Source organism: Massilia sp. YIM B02763 (assembly GCF_030412015.1).
Lineage (GTDB): Bacteria > Pseudomonadota > Gammaproteobacteria > Burkholderiales > Burkholderiaceae_D > Telluria.
In genome coordinates, this window is record NZ_JASNRD010000027.1 from 1 (window position 1) to 13,915 (window position 13,915).

11 protein-coding genes and 3 tRNA genes are annotated in these 13,915 nt (G+C 66.6%); 5 read left to right on the plus strand and 9 right to left on the minus strand.

All coding sequences use genetic code 11. From position 1 onward, the window contains the following. Positions 1–130: 130 nt before the first annotated feature. From QPK32_RS23560 to QPK32_RS23590, 7 genes are all read right to left on the minus strand, one after another. Positions 131–205 (minus strand) — tRNA-Thr (locus QPK32_RS23560). 37 nt (positions 206–242) lie between these two features. After that, positions 243–316, minus strand: a tRNA-Gly gene (locus QPK32_RS23565). A 55-nt stretch (positions 317–371) separates the two neighbouring features. Beyond that, a tRNA-Tyr gene (locus tag QPK32_RS23570) sits at positions 372–456 on the minus strand. Positions 457–675: 219 nt separating this feature from the next. Next, positions 676–2,250 carry an HDOD domain-containing protein gene (locus QPK32_RS23575; protein ID WP_290415218.1) on the minus strand — a complete coding sequence of 525 codons (1,575 nt, stop codon included), beginning with the start codon at positions 2,248–2,250 and terminating at the stop codon, positions 676–678. 18 nt (positions 2,251–2,268) lie between these two features. Then, a complete protein-coding gene (locus QPK32_RS23580; RefSeq protein WP_290415219.1) occupies positions 2,269–3,918 on the minus strand; it encodes a tetratricopeptide repeat-containing response regulator in 1,650 nt (549 codons plus the stop codon). Between the two features lie 145 nt (positions 3,919–4,063). Continuing rightward, positions 4,064–5,017, minus strand: a complete 954-nt coding sequence (locus QPK32_RS23585) for a J domain-containing protein (RefSeq protein ID WP_290415220.1) — start codon at positions 5,015–5,017, stop codon at positions 4,064–4,066. Positions 5,018–5,210: 193 nt separating this feature from the next. Further along, complete coding sequence (locus QPK32_RS23590) at positions 5,211–6,359, minus strand: class I SAM-dependent methyltransferase (protein WP_290415221.1); 1,149 nt, start codon at positions 6,357–6,359, stop codon at positions 5,211–5,213. 67 nt (positions 6,360–6,426) lie between these two features. Here QPK32_RS23590 and QPK32_RS23595 point away from each other — a divergent pair, with 67 nt between their 5' ends. The 5 genes from QPK32_RS23595 to QPK32_RS23615 all read left to right on the plus strand — a co-directional run bounded on the left by QPK32_RS23595 (position 6,427) and on the right by QPK32_RS23615 (position 10,927). Continuing rightward, on the plus strand, positions 6,427–7,263 hold the full coding sequence (locus QPK32_RS23595) for an SDR family oxidoreductase (protein WP_290415222.1): 837 nt from the start codon (positions 6,427–6,429) through the stop codon (positions 7,261–7,263). Positions 7,264–7,284: 21 nt separating this feature from the next. Then, positions 7,285–7,683, plus strand: coding sequence for a dihydroneopterin aldolase (locus QPK32_RS23600; protein WP_290415223.1), 399 nt, complete (start codon positions 7,285–7,287; stop codon positions 7,681–7,683). Between the two features lie 11 nt (positions 7,684–7,694). Further along, the gene (gene ttcA, locus QPK32_RS23605) at positions 7,695–8,630 is read left to right on the plus strand and encodes a tRNA 2-thiocytidine(32) synthetase TtcA (protein WP_290415259.1); all 936 of its coding nucleotides are present in this window, start codon (positions 7,695–7,697) and stop codon (positions 8,628–8,630) included. A 280-nt stretch (positions 8,631–8,910) separates the two neighbouring features. After that, positions 8,911–10,203 carry a sugar MFS transporter gene (locus QPK32_RS23610; RefSeq protein WP_290415224.1) on the plus strand — a complete coding sequence of 431 codons (1,293 nt, stop codon included), beginning with the start codon at positions 8,911–8,913 and terminating at the stop codon, positions 10,201–10,203. A gap of 10 nt (positions 10,204–10,213) precedes the next feature. Next, positions 10,214–10,927 (plus strand): YjjG family noncanonical pyrimidine nucleotidase, encoded by a 714-nt coding sequence (locus QPK32_RS23615; protein ID WP_290415225.1) that lies wholly within the window; start codon positions 10,214–10,216, stop codon positions 10,925–10,927. 13 nt (positions 10,928–10,940) lie between these two features. On the opposite strand, the gene QPK32_RS23620 is transcribed toward QPK32_RS23615, so the two are convergent. After that, the gene (locus QPK32_RS23620) at positions 10,941–11,846 is read right to left on the minus strand and encodes a hypothetical protein (RefSeq protein WP_290415226.1); all 906 of its coding nucleotides are present in this window, start codon (positions 11,844–11,846) and stop codon (positions 10,941–10,943) included. A 258-nt stretch (positions 11,847–12,104) separates the two neighbouring features. Then, positions 12,105–13,865, minus strand: a complete 1,761-nt coding sequence (locus tag QPK32_RS23625; protein ID WP_290415227.1) for a M14 family metallopeptidase — start codon at positions 13,863–13,865, stop codon at positions 12,105–12,107. Positions 13,866–13,915 lie beyond the last annotated feature (50 nt).

A 13,915-nucleotide genomic window follows, 5' to 3' on the forward strand; every position in this document is an offset into this window, starting at 1 on the left:
CCGACGTTGACGTGCGGCTTGGTCCGTTCGAATTTTTCCTTAGCCATTCTAGACTCCTAAGATCCTAACAATATTTGAAAAGTACCAGGCACACCTGACGGTCGAGTACTGCGACTGCCGTACAAAATTCTGGTGCCCTTGACGTGGATTGAACACGTGGCCTCTCCCTTACCAAGGGAGTGCTCTACCACTGAGCTACAAGGGCTTATTTTTGCGATACATGAACTGCACCGCATTGAAACTGGAGCGGGTGAAGGGAATCGAACCCTCGTCATAAGCTTGGAAGGCTTCAGCTCTACCATTGAGCTACACCCGCACGAGGTACAACAACAACAGAACTACATTCGATTCAACTTCACGATCCACGCATTTGGTGGTGGGGGCTGGATTCGAACCAGCGTACTCAGAGAGGGCAGATTTACAGTCTGCTGCCTTTAACCACTCGGCCACCCCACCGCGAAGAACCGCAGAGTATGAAGAACAAACAATCTTCTGTCAACTACTTCCGTTAGCAAACTGATCTAACGCACAGAGTGTCGTTGCTTCGGGGCGTGATTGTAGCGATCCAATTCCAACTCCGCAAGGGTTGTTTATGCGGAAAAGATCGAAAGTTGTTCGGTAAGGGAATTTAGACGCTAGTACGGCGAGACGATGCAACGCAGCCATGGGCTTTTGTCAGACACTCGGAGCGCAGCCGAGTGCCGTCAACACCTGCATCTTCAGGGCCTTGATCAAGGCCGTCTCGTCGGGCGGAATGCCTTCCGGCGCCTCCACGGTGCGGTCGGCGTAGAACATGCCGAGCTGGGCCTTGCCGACGACGAGGGGCAGCACGACGAAGCTGGCCGCATCCGGCAACAGGATGCGGTGCCAGGTCGGCAGCAGGTCGCGGATCTTGGGCGCGTGCGCATCCGTGATCACCAGGTCGGCATCGTTGCCCAGCGCCAGGTGGAAGATGTCGCGCACGCCGCCCGGCGCCATCGCGGGAAAGGCAAAACCGTCCTGGACGCCCTTGTCTCCCAATCCGAACGAGGCGCGCGCCCGGAACTGGCCCGTGCGCACGTCCTTCAATACCAGCGCGGCAAAGCGGAAGCCGAGCGCCTGGTACAGCGTTTCCAGCACGGCCAGCATGATCTCGTTGGCCTTGCGTTCGCCGCAGGCGCGCATCTGGGTCACGTCCTGCACGCCGGCCAGCAGCAGGTCGGCCGCATTGCGGGGCTTGCCGCTGGGATGCACGCCCTGCTCTTCCGCCTCCCCGGCGCCGAGCGTGGCCAGCAGCAGGACGTTGGGCAAGCCTTCCGGTTCCTTGCCGTCGCGCCGCTCCAGGCGCGGCATCGGCTGCAGGCCCATGCTCTGCAGCAGGCCGGCCAGGGACGAGCCCACCGTCTCGAACAGCGTCTCCAGGCGCACGGCATCCAGGCCCAGCGCGATGCCGTAGCGCTCCAGCAGCCCTTGCGCCTCGGGCGTGCCGGCCGGATCGTGGGTGCGGCCCAGCAGGCGCGCGACGTCGTGGGCGAACGCGGCCACCTGGCGCATCCACGCCGCGCGCTCGAGCGCCACCGGCAGCACGCCGTCCGGCGGCGCCACCTGGACGCGGGAGATCGTCGCCGGCATCTGCCACGCATCCAGGACCGCTTCGGACAATGCCTCGTAGCTGCAGCCGAGGATCATGCGCGCGGCCTGGTGCGGCGTGTGCTCGCCGGCGGCGGCCAGCGCCTGGACTTCGAGGTAGCGTTCGTTCTCGTGGACCGCCACCAGCAGCGGCCCCAGGTTCTTGAACAGCGCGGCGAACGCCGCCTCTTCCGCGGCCGGCCAGCTGCTGGCGTGGCCCAGCTCGCCGCCGACGAGGCTGGCGCACAGTGCCGCTTCCAGTTCGACGCGCACGCAGCGCGCATGGGGACCGTCGGCCGCCGCCGCGGCCAGTCCATCGACCAGCAGCATCGCCAGCGCCGTCGTCTTGACGTTGTCGAAGCCGAGCAGGGTGATGGCGCGCGAGATCGTCGTCACGGCCATGCCGGACGCGGTCCGGTAGCGCACCGTGTTCACGAGGCGCAGGATGCGTTTCGTCAGCGCGGCGTCGGACAGCACGTAGCGGGTCAGGTCCTGGGTGCCGCGGTCGTCCGACGATGCCATGCCGACCACGCGCGCCAGCGCCGCGCCCAGGGCGGCCATGTCCGGACTGCCGCCGACCTTGCCCAGAAGGGCGGCGCGCACGCGGCGCGGGTCCGGTTCGATGGAAGGCGAGGCGCTCATGCGACGATGTTACCCACTTTAGCCTGCGCTGTTCGCCGGCACGGGACGCGGCGCCTTGTTCTTGTTGTATTTTCTCAGAATCTGCTGGTGCAGGCCGGCCAACGCCGGCAGCTTCGGGTTGACCGGATCCAGGCGGCGCATGCCGGCGATGTAGCCGGCCGCCTGCTGGTTCAGCTTCTCGTCCCAGCCGTCGGCATCGAGGCATTTCAGCGTGGCCAGGGCCGCATTGAACACGACCTGCGGATTGTCGGGCAGCTTGATCGCCGCTTCCTGCATCAGCGCCACCGCGCCCTTGAAGTCGCCGCTCTTGGCGCGGGCGGCGCCGCCCGCGACCAGGTCGACCACTTGCTGGCGGCTTTCCGACGCCAACTGCTTGGCCCGCTCGGCCTGGCCGGCCTGTTCGAACACGGCCATCGCCTTCGCCATGGCGGCGCCGTCGCGGGCGTTGCGCATGACTTCGCGCACCACCTCGTCGGCGCCTTCCTGCATGCCGTTGTCGATGCACACGCGGGCCAGTTCCAGCTTCAGTTCGGGACGCAGTTCCGGCGCCTCGCGGTTGCCGGCCAGCGCGGCACCCAGCGCCTCGCCCAGGCGCGCCTCGTTGCCCGTGTACTCGTGCACCATGCTGGAGGCGATGGCGCTGCACAGCGGGGTGTTCTTCTGGAAGGCCATCGACTTGTCGAGGTCGCGGATCACGGACGCGGCCTGCACCGGATCGCCCTTGCGGATCAGCGTCTGTACCAGGCGCACATGGTCTTGCGGGTCGCGGAATTCGGAATACTTGGCCTTGGTCACGACCTGCTTGAGGACTTTCTCGGCCGTGTCGTGGTCGCCCGCCTCGAACGCCGTTTCTCCCAGCTTGCGCAGGCGGCGCACGGCGTGGGGGGAGACGGCCACGGCCTCGGTCAGCACTTCCTGGGCGCGGCCCAGCTCGCCGATCGCCTCGTGGGTGCGCGCCAGCCAGTCGTAGGCGTCGACGAAGTTCTTGTTGCTGTCGACCAGCTCTTCGAGCATGTCGCGCGACTCGACGAAGCGTTCGCGCAGGAACAGCGTCTTGGCCAGGCCCAGCCTCGCCCAGGCGATCGCCCGGGTATCGGCCAGTTGCCGGTAGATGGGCTCGGCCTGCTCCGGCTCGCCCAGGAACATGTGCAGTTCGGCGCGCAGGCGCAGGAAGTCGACCAGGTAGCGCGGATGCTTCGCTTCGCCGTGCAGGCAGGCGTCGATCGCCTCGCGCTGGCTGCCCTCTTCCATCAGCGTGTAGACGGGCAGCAGCGCATTGCGCCGCTCCAGGCCGCGCGCGATGCGTTCGAGCAGGCGGTCGGCCGTGAAGGGTTTCAGGATGTAGTCGGTGGGGCCGAGCTCGGCGGCGCTGACGACCTTGCCGTAGTCGCCCTCGGCCGTGACCATGAAGAACATGGTCGACAGCGGCATCAGCTTGTGGTGGCGTACGTCCTCGAGCAATTGCTGGCCGTCCTGGCCGCCTTCGAGCGCGTATTCGCACAGGATCAGGTCGTAGGCCTTCAACCCGAGGTGCTTGACGGCCTGGTTGGAACTGGCCGCATGGTCGACCTTGGTCAGGCCGCACAGGGTCAACATATTGTGGATCGTCGCCCGCATGCCGGCCTGCGGTTCGATGATCATGGCGCTGAGGCCTTCGAGTTCGTTCATATCCCCGGTTTTCCCGTGTTCTGCGCAGGCGCCGTCGGCCTTTCTTTACGGAAGTATATTACGTCCAGGGAATAAATTACTTGAATTTACGGCGTTTTACGGGCCTGTGGCGACCCGAAAAACCACAGATTTGCGCGATGGGCGCTCAGGCGTCGGGCTGGTGCGCGGCGGCCTGGCGCAACTGGGCACGGCGGCCGTTGACGCATTCGGGGCGGCCGCCGCCGATCAGGATGTTCTGGTAGCGCACCTCGTACTTGCCGGCCGAGAGCTTGTCGACCAGGAACTTGGCGCGCCCCAGCACATAGGCGTGGCGCACGTTGGAGCGGCGGTCCAGGTCGTAGATCTTGACCAGCACGGGGGAAGGATTGTCGCTGTTGTCGACCAGGACCTGCATTTCATCGCCCTGGTTGCCGACCGGGAAACCGTCGATATAGCCGGACTGGGCCGGCCACGGCTCGCCCGTCGGCGATACCTGGCTCTGCAGGTCGGTATCGCAATCGGGTGCGCGCGCCGGCACCACCAGCTGGGTCACGGCCAGCGCCTTGACCTCGGGCGGCGTGTCGCCCTGCCCTGCCGGACGGGCCCAGCCGTCGCCGCTGGCGTCGCTGCCGAGTGGATCGGTGGGGGAATTGGCGTGCCCGTGGGACGGCGGCTTGGCCCAGGCCAGCGCGCTCGGCAGCGTCCTGGGCGGGTCGACCAGCACCACGGCCAGCGCCGCGCCCGCCGCGAAGAAGGCCAGCATGCCGCCCCACCAGCGCGGCTCGCGCAGGAAGCGCAGGCGGGACGGCGCCGGGACCTGGCGCGGTTCCCAGTGGGCGTCGCCGCGGGACTTGTCGCGGCCTTCCTCGCCGCCCTCGAGCCATTCGACTTCCCATTCCTCGGACGCGATCCATTCGTCGTGCTCCTTGCGGCGCACGGGATCGGACAGGATGTTGTAGGCGGTATTGACGATGGCCATGATGCGCGCGGCGCGCTCGTCGCCCGGGTTCTTGTCCGGGTGGTATTTCTGACTCAATGCCTTGTAGGCCGCGCGAATGACTTCCTGGGGCGCGTGGCGCGACACCTTCAGGTTGTCATAGTGGGTATGGATCTTGGCCATTGGTCGGAGTCTTTGTACGAAGCGCCACGCACGAATGCCCGCGACGTCGGAGCGCGGGCTGCATTATTACTTGCTCAATCTTAGCTGCTCAATATTAGCGCATTCCCCCCGGACGGCAGAGCCATGTACCGTACAGGCCTGCGGCAGCACAGCATAGCCGGGTTTGTGTCCGTAGCGCAAGATGTCAAAAATTCTACAACCGGTGGCTGCGGTCGGCGCGCACGATTGCCGGGTCCGGCTCGATGCCATGGCCCACGAGCAGCACCTTGAACAGCTCCCCCATCTCGGCCGGCGACACCAGTTTCTGCACCGCCTTCGACTGCGGCAGGTAGCGCAGCGCGTCTTCCGGATCCGTCCGCAGCAGCAGTTCGCCGATGCCGCAGGCCAGCAGGAAGGCGGCCTGGTTCATGTAGCCGAGCACGTCCAGCCCCGCATCCTGGGCCGCCAGCGCCATCGCCGTGAAGTCGACGTGGGCCGTGATGTCCTGCAGGCCGGGCAGGAAGAAGGGATCGGGATGGGCATGGTGGCGGTAATGACACATCAGAGTGCCGCCGGTGCGCTCGTCGAAATAGTATTCGCGGCCCGGGAAACCGTAGTCGATCAGGATGGCAGCGCCCTTGCCGTTCTTGAACATCTGCGCCAGCGAGCGCATGAAGCCGGCGGCGACCGGGTGCACCTCGGTCAGGTAGCCGTCGTGCAAGGTGTCGGCATCGACGATCTGGCCGCGGATCTGTTCCTGCAGCGCCGCGTCCGCTTCGCCGTGGACGAAGGCGAACCGGCCCTCCTCGACCGTGACGAGCTGGCGCCGCCAGCGCCCGCCTTCCTTGACGACCAGTTCGACGGGCATCGCATCGAGCACTTCGTTGGCCAGCACGGCGCCGCGGAATTCCTCGGGAAAGCCGTTGAGCCAGCGCACTTGCGGGAAATCCTTCAGCGCTTCCTGCTGGCGCGCGCGCAATTCTCCGGACAGTTCGATGATCGTATAGCTGTCGACCTGCACGCCCAGTTGCGCCAGCGTGGCCAGCACGTCGCGCGCCAGGCGGCCGGTGCCGGCGCCGAATTCGATGATGTTGGGGCCACTTTGCGCCATAATAGCGGCGGCCGCGCGCGCCAGCGTGGCGCCGAACAGGCTGCTGATCTCGGGCGCGGTGGTGAAATCGCCGTCCTGCCCCAGCTTGGCGGCGCCGCCGCTGTAGTAACCCAGGTCGGGCGCATACAGCGCCAGTTCCATGAAGCGCGAGAACGGGATCGCGCCGCCTTGTTCGGCGATCTCGGCAGCGATGAGGCGCTGCAGGGCTTGGGACGCGGCCAGCGCGTCGCTGTTCGGCAGAGGAAGTGACATCCGGTCATTGTAGCGAACATCGCCACGGACCAACAACGGCGCCTTCCCGGCCCCACCAGATACCAGCATGCTAACAACGAATTCGAACGAAGGCGGCACGCGGGCCGCATCCACCGCATCGGCTGCCCCGACTGCCGCCCCGGCAACGGCGCGCGCCGCCCTGGTCACCGGCGCCGGCCGCCGCATCGGCAGGGCGATCGCGTTCGGCATGGCCGCACAAGGCTGGGACATCGCCGTCCACTACCGCCAGTCGGCCGCGGAGGCGGAAGAGGTCGTGCACGCGATCCGCGCCATGGGCCGGCGCGCCGCCGCCCTGCATGCGGACCTGGCCGACGAAGGCGCGGTACGGGCCCTGCCCGGCCAGGCGCTGCACCTGCTGGGCCGGCTGGATTGCATCGTCAACAACGCCTCGTTGTTCGAATACGACAAGCCCGACGCGTTTTCGCCGGCGCTGCTGGCGACCCACATGCAGTGCAATGTCGCCGCGCCCCTCGTGCTGGCGCAGGAACTGCACCGCCTGGTGCCGGATGGCGGACAGGCGGTCGCCATCAACCTGCTGGACCAGAAACTGTACAATCTCAACCCGGATTTTTTGTCCTATACGTTGTCCAAGGCGGCGCTGCACACGGCGACCACCATGCTGGCCCAGGCGCTGGCGCCGAAGCTGCGTGTGGTCGGCGTCGCGCCCGGCATCACGCTGGTGTCCGGCGACCAGAGCCAGGCCGGCTTCGAGCAAGCCCATACGGCGACGCCGCTGGGCCGCTCGTCGACGCCGCAGGACATCGTCGACGCCGTGCTGTACGCGGCGCAGGCGCGCGCGCTGACCGGCACCACACTGCTGGTCGACGGCGGCCAGCACCTGGTGCCGCTGGGCCGCGACGTGATGTTCCTGACCGATCAATAACCATTACTACCAAGGTTTCCTATGTTGTCCGCCCTGTCCCACCCGCAGCTGCGCGATTGCCGTCGCCTGTTCCTGCGCAATTACGAAGTCATGATCAATATCGGCGTGCACGACTTCGAGAAGAAGGGCGAGCAGCGCGTCCTGTTCAACGTCGAGCTGTACGTCCCGCTGGCCCTGTCGACCCCGCGGAACGACGAACTGCACGAAGTGGTCGACTACGACTTCATGCGCGAGACGATCGCCAAGCGCCTGGCGCAAGGCCATATCCACCTGCAGGAAACGCTGTGCGACGACGTGGTCAAGGCGATGCTGGCGCACCCGCGCGTGCGCGCCGTCAGCGTGTCGACGATGAAACCGGACGTGTACCCCGACTGCGAAGGCGTCGGTGTCGAAGTATTCCAGATCAAGGATGAAGCATGAATGAAGTGACGATGGCGCGCCCCGGCGCGCTCGAAGACGACGTGGCCGCCACACCGGGCGACAAGCAGCTCGAAAAACAGGCCTACGAGAACAACAAGCTGCACAAGCGCCTGTGCCGCCTGGTCGGCCAGGCGATCGGCGATTTCAACATGATCGAGGATGGCGACAAGGTCATGGTCTGCCTGTCCGGCGGCAAGGACAGCTATGCGCTGCTCGACATCCTGATGACGCTGCGCGAGCGCGCGCCGATCAATTTCGAGCTGGTCGCCGTTAACCTGGACCAGAAGCAGCCGAACTTCCCGGCCGACGTGCTGCCGGCCTACCTGGACAAGCTGGGCGTCCCGTACCACATCGAGAACCAGGACACCTACAGCATCGTCAAGCGCCTGATCCCGGAGGGTAAAACCACCTGCTCGCTGTGCTCGCGCCTGCGGCGCGGCATCCTGTACCGCGTGGCCGATGAACTGGGCTGCAACAAGATCGCCCTGGGACACCACCGCGACGACATCCTGGAAACCTTCTTCCTGAACATGTTCTTCGGCGCGAAGATCAAGGGCATGCCGGCCAAGCTGGTGTCCGACGACGGCAAGCACATGGTGATCCGCCCGCTGGCCTACGTGAAGGAAGCGGACACGGAGCGCTATGCGCAAGTGAAGGGCTTCCCGATCATCCCGTGCGACCTGTGCGGCTCGCAGGAAAACCTGCAACGCAAGCAGATCAAGGCGATGCTGCGCGACTGGGAAAAGAAATACCCGGGCCGCGTCGAGAACACCTTCTCGGCGCTGTCGACCGTCGTACCCTCGCACCTGATGGACCGCGACCTGTTCGGCTTCGCCGAACTCAAGACGGACGGCATCGCGAATCCGGACGGCGACATCGCGTTCGACGAGGAACCGTGTTCGACCCCGACCACTGTGCCGGGGACGATTCCGCTGCAAGCGCTGTAAATCTAGCGGAAAAAGCATCGTCATTCCCGCGGAGGCGGGAATCTATACTGAGCAACCGAATTCCGTCTGTTAAACACGTCCCGGCATTTACAGGCGCCGACTTCGGAGCGTCAGCATGGGGTAAAACAGTCCACTGGACTGTTTTACCCTTCGCGGGAACGACGAGCTTGCGTTGTCACCCGCGCAATGGGAAATCATGCATCCGGTCAAGCGGTGGTATATTCCGGTCTTTCCGGCACGCGGTATGGCCGGGTGTATTGATCCATCGAGTATCTCTCCCATGCAAATCGGCCCTTCCGCCGGTGCTGCCCAGACCGGCACCGCTCCCGCACAGTCGAACGCCAACATGGCCAGCCTGCGCGTCTTCGTCTTCGCCTTGTTCTTCATCTTCGGCGGCATCACCAGCCTGAACGACGTCATCATCCCGAAACTGAAGGACTTGTTCACGCTGTCCTACGCCCAGGCGATGCTGGTGCAGTCGGCCTTCTTCGCCGCCTACTTCATCGTCTCGCTGCCCGCCGCCGCCATCGTGCGCCGCGCCGGCTACATGCGCACGGCCGTCGCCGGCCTGCTGACCATGACGGTCGGCTGCCTGCTGTTCATTCCCGCGGCCGCGTCCGGCCTGTTCGCCACCTTCCTGGCGGCGCTGTTCGTGCTGGCGGCCGGCATCACCATCGTGCAGGTGGTGGCCAACCCGCTGATCTCGATGCTGGGCGCGCCCGCCACGGCGTCGAGCCGCCTGACCTTCGCCCAGGCCTTCAACTCGCTCGGCACCACCGTGTTCCCCTACGTGGGCGCCATCGTCATCCTCGGCTCGCTCGCCCAGGTCGACCAGGCGACGCTGGATGCCGCGGCCCTCGCCGCCTACCGCGCGGCCGAGAGCCAGGTCGTCGTGCACACCTATATGGGCCTGGCGATCGCGCTGGCCGTCGTCGCCGTCATGGTCTGGCTCAACCGCAACAAGCTGGCCGAGCACACGAACCCCGAGGGCAGCATCTGGAGCGCGTTCGACCTGCTCAAGCAGCCGCGCTTCGCCTTCGGCGCCCTGTGCATCTTCCTGTACGTGGGCGCGGAAGTGGCGGTCGGTTCCATCATCGTCAATTACCTGATGCAGCACGACGTGCTGGGCCTGGGCCAGGAAGCGGCCGGCAAGCACGTGCCGCTGTACTGGGGCGGCGCCATGGTCGGCCGCTTCCTCGGCGCCTACGTGCTGCGCGTGTGCTCGCCGGGCAAGGTGCTGGCGGTGGCGGGCGGCATCGCCGCCGTGCTGCTGGCGGTGTCCGCCACCGGCACGGGCGCCGTGTCGGGCTGGTCGCTGCTGGCCATCGGCCTCGTCAATTCGATCATGTTCCCGACCATCTTCACGCTGGCGTCGGAAGGCCTGGGCGAGCGCGCGGCCGAAGGCTCGGGCCTGATCTGCATGGCCATCGTCGGCGGCGCCGTCGTGCCCCTGATCACCGGCTATGCGGCCGACGTGGCGGGCCTGCGCATGTCGCTGGCGGTGCCGGCCGTCTGCTACCTGCTGATCCTCGTGTTCGGCTGGTATGCGCGCAAGCCGCTGCAGCGCGGCTGAACAGACGCCCATGAAGCACCGCCTGTTCCTGTTCGACCTGGACGACACGCTGCTCGATTTCCGCGCGTCCGAACGCCTGTCGTTCGCGCGCACGCTGCAGGCGCTCGGGGCGCACGAGGACCTGGACGCCCTGTTCGCACGCTACCAGGCAATCAACACGGCCTTGTGGCGCAGCTTCGAGCAGGGCACCGTCACGAAGGAATTCCTGAAGGTCGAGCGCTTCCGCCAGTCCTTCGCCGCGCACGGCCTGGACCTCGATCCGCAGGCCGCCAGCAGCCTGTACCTGGATGCGCTGGCCGACACGGTCGTCCTCGTCGACGGCGCCGTGCAGCTGTGCGAGACCTTGTCCGCCATCGGCGAGGTCGGCATCATCACCAACGGCGTGGACACGATCCAGAACCGCCGCATCGCCGCATCCGGCCTGGCCGCCCACGTGTCCTTCGTGGCCACCTCGGAAGCCTGCGGCTTCGCCAAGCCGGACAGCCGCTTCTTCGACTACACGGTCAAGCTGGCGCGTGCCTTCCGCCAACAGGAAACCATCATCGTCGGCGACCGCCTGGATGCCGACATCCTCGGCGCCAACCGCTTCGGCATCGACAGCTGCTGGTTCAATCCCGGCGGCCTCGCGAATACCTCGCAGGCGCTGCCGACGTTCGAAGTGGCGACGCTGCACGGCGTCGTGCCGGCCCTGCGCAAGCTGGCCGACGCAGGTACCCCGGCCTGACCCACCCACGATATCAACGTCCCGTATGCCGGCCTGCCGCCACGGCAGCGCCGGCGTCCTTCCGCGCCACGCCGCGTACCGTATTGCCCGCGATACCGAGCGCGCGCAGCGTGCGCGCATTGACGCGTGCGCGTTCCTCGTCACGCCGCCAGCCCCATTTGCCGAAGTAGCGCAGCGCCGAGATGGCGTAGTGGCAGCCGGCGCGCCAGCCGCGTCCGCCCGCGCGGGCCGGGTCGCGCACCACGCCCACGTGCGGCACGAATACGCAGCGCGCGTGCGGCGCCACGCGGCGCGCCAAGTCCACGGTGTCGAAGCCGCGCAGCAGGCGCTCGTCGCACAGGCCGGCGCGCTCCACGGCCGCCGTGCGCGCCAGCAGGCAGCAGCCGGGCAGCACGGGCGCGTCCATCACGTGGCGGTAGCCGCCCGCATGCAGCTCGAAGCGCGCCTGGGCGCCGCTGGAGCGGTACAGCAGCGGCGCGCAGGCGCGCAGCAGCACGTCGAGCGGCCCGGGCAGCAGGCTGCACAGGGGTTGCAGGCGCCCGTCCGGATGCCGGATGCGCGGCGCCAGCAGGCCGACGTCGGGATGCGCGGCGATCCAGGCCAGCATCTTGCCGACGGCATCGAGCGGCAGGGCGACGTCCGGCGTGAACAGGAAGTGGTAAGGGTGACGGTCGGCGAGCGCGGCGCGCAGCGACAGGTTGCGCGCATGTCCCGCGCCCAGGTGCGGCGGCGCGTCCAGGTAACGGGCATCGTAGCGCCCAGCGAGCGCGATGAGTGTGGACTGGCCGGGAGGACCGATCAGGTAGACCGCCAGGCGCGGACGGCTGGCGGCGAGGCTTTGCAGCAGGCGTTCGATGTGCGCGGGGAGCGCACCGCCGCAGAGGATGCCGCAGCTGGCATCAATGTCGGTAGCGCGCATGATGACGACGACTGCCGTGGGACGATGTCCGCTGAAAGCTGTGCTGCAAGATGCGCTGCATGATCCCTCCTCGCGGTTGCAAAGACGTCTATGCAGTCAGATCATGGGGCCGTGCAGGGGTTGCAGCGGAATGGATGAGATTTGAGCGGGATCAGCTACCCCGTCGTCCCCGCGCAGGCGGGGACCCAAGTTTCAAGCAATCCGGCAGCGCCTGCAACATTGGGTCCCCGCCTGCGCGGGGGCGACGCAGGGTTTGCTTTATAGCGCCGTATCGGTGCGCATCACCGGATACAGGTTCAGCCGCTCATCCCAGGACGCGTGGCGGCGCGCGAAGAATTCCAGGCGCGCGTGCGGGTTCTTGGCGAAGGCGGCGTCGCTCTCGACCTTGCGGCGGAATTCCGCGGCCAGCGCCGGATCCCTGGCCATCTGCTCGCGCGCGACGTCCTCGGCCACGTACTCTTCCATGTATTCCTTGTGTTCGAAGGCATTGTTGAAGATGCCCCAGGCCAGCAGCGAATCCGGCGCCTGCGGCTCGAAGATGGCCATCACCAGGCGCGCCTTCGGCTGGGCGATCGGCACGAACAGCGCGCCCTTGGCCAGGTTGCGCGGTTCCGGCTTCCAGCCGCCCTCGACTTGCAGGCGCTGGTGCGATTCGAACGAGACCGGCGAGAAGGTCGCCTTGTCGGCGCGGAAGGTCTGCACCGGCGCGTCCTCGACCGCCTTGTCGATGCGGCGGTAGGCAATGCCGTGCTGGGTCAGCTTGGCGGCGACGATCTGGGCGAACGCGGCCGGCACCACGTAGCCGGCGCGCGGCGCGTCCACGCGCAGGTCCTCGACCACGTCCTCGCGCAGCGGCACGTGCCAGACTTGCGGCTTGGTTTCGTCGTAGCGCGTCATCAGCATGCCGGACACGTCGGACATCGTGCGCGTGTAGGCATAGCCCTGGAAGTCGACCATCGTGGCCTTGTCGGTCGTCTTATAGGTCAGCGCCACGGGCTGGCCGGCGATGCGCATGGCGCGCGCATCCGCCTCGGCCGCGGCCTGCTGCCATGCCTTGCCGTGGCGCGCCACCTGCTCCAGCACGGAGACGAAGGAGTTGTGGGTCACGCGCACGCGGGTCGGATAATCCTTCCACGAATGGGTCTCGACCAGCATCGCCATGCGGTTGCGCAGCTGGAAGTAGCCGGTCGAGAAGCGCGGCTCGGACACGCTGTCCACGAAGCCCGAGGCCGGATCGTCGGTCTCCTTGAACGACATGTAGTAGGACTGCGGCGACGAGCCTTCCCTGGTGATGTCGGCGATGACGCCGCTGCGCAGCGCCAGGCCGGCCTTGCGGAATTCCGGATCGCCCGAATACACGGGCTCGACCTGGATCGAGACATCGTGCTGGAACATGGCGCCGTCGGTCACGTGCAGGTCGACGTAGGTCAGCGGATCCCAGGCGTTCACCAGTGCCAGCATGGCCTGCATCTCGGGCGCGTCGGCCTTCACGTAGTCGCGGTTCAGGTTGAAGTTCTGGGCCGTGGTGCGCCAGCCCATCTCGACGGGACCGCGCTGGTTCGGGCGGTTCCACTTGGCGAAGCGCTCGTGGCCGTCGACGTTGAACACGGGGACGAACAGCAGTACCTGCTTGTCGAGCGCACCTTTGGCGAGGCGGCCCTCGAGCATCTCGCGCAGGGCCAGGAAGCCGGCATCCTTGCCGTCGATCTCGCCCGCGTGGATGCCTCCCTGGATCAGCGTCACCGGCAGCTTGGCCTTGCGCGCGGCGTCGGCGCTGAACACGCCGTTGGCGTTTACGGCCAGCGCCAGCATCGGCCGTCCTTCCGGCGTGGTGCCGAACTGGAAGCACTTGACCTGCTTCGGATACGCCTGCTGGAAGGCGCTGCACAGCTTGACGACTTCGTCATAGCGGCCGGTGGCCGTGAAGCCCGAGCGTTCGGATACGGTGACGAGGTCGGGTGCGGCGTGGACCAGGGGAACGGCAGCCAGCAAGGCGGCCAGCAACGCGGAACGAATCATCTAACACTCCAGCAGGGTTGAGAAAGTTTTAAGCTGGAAATTATAGACGT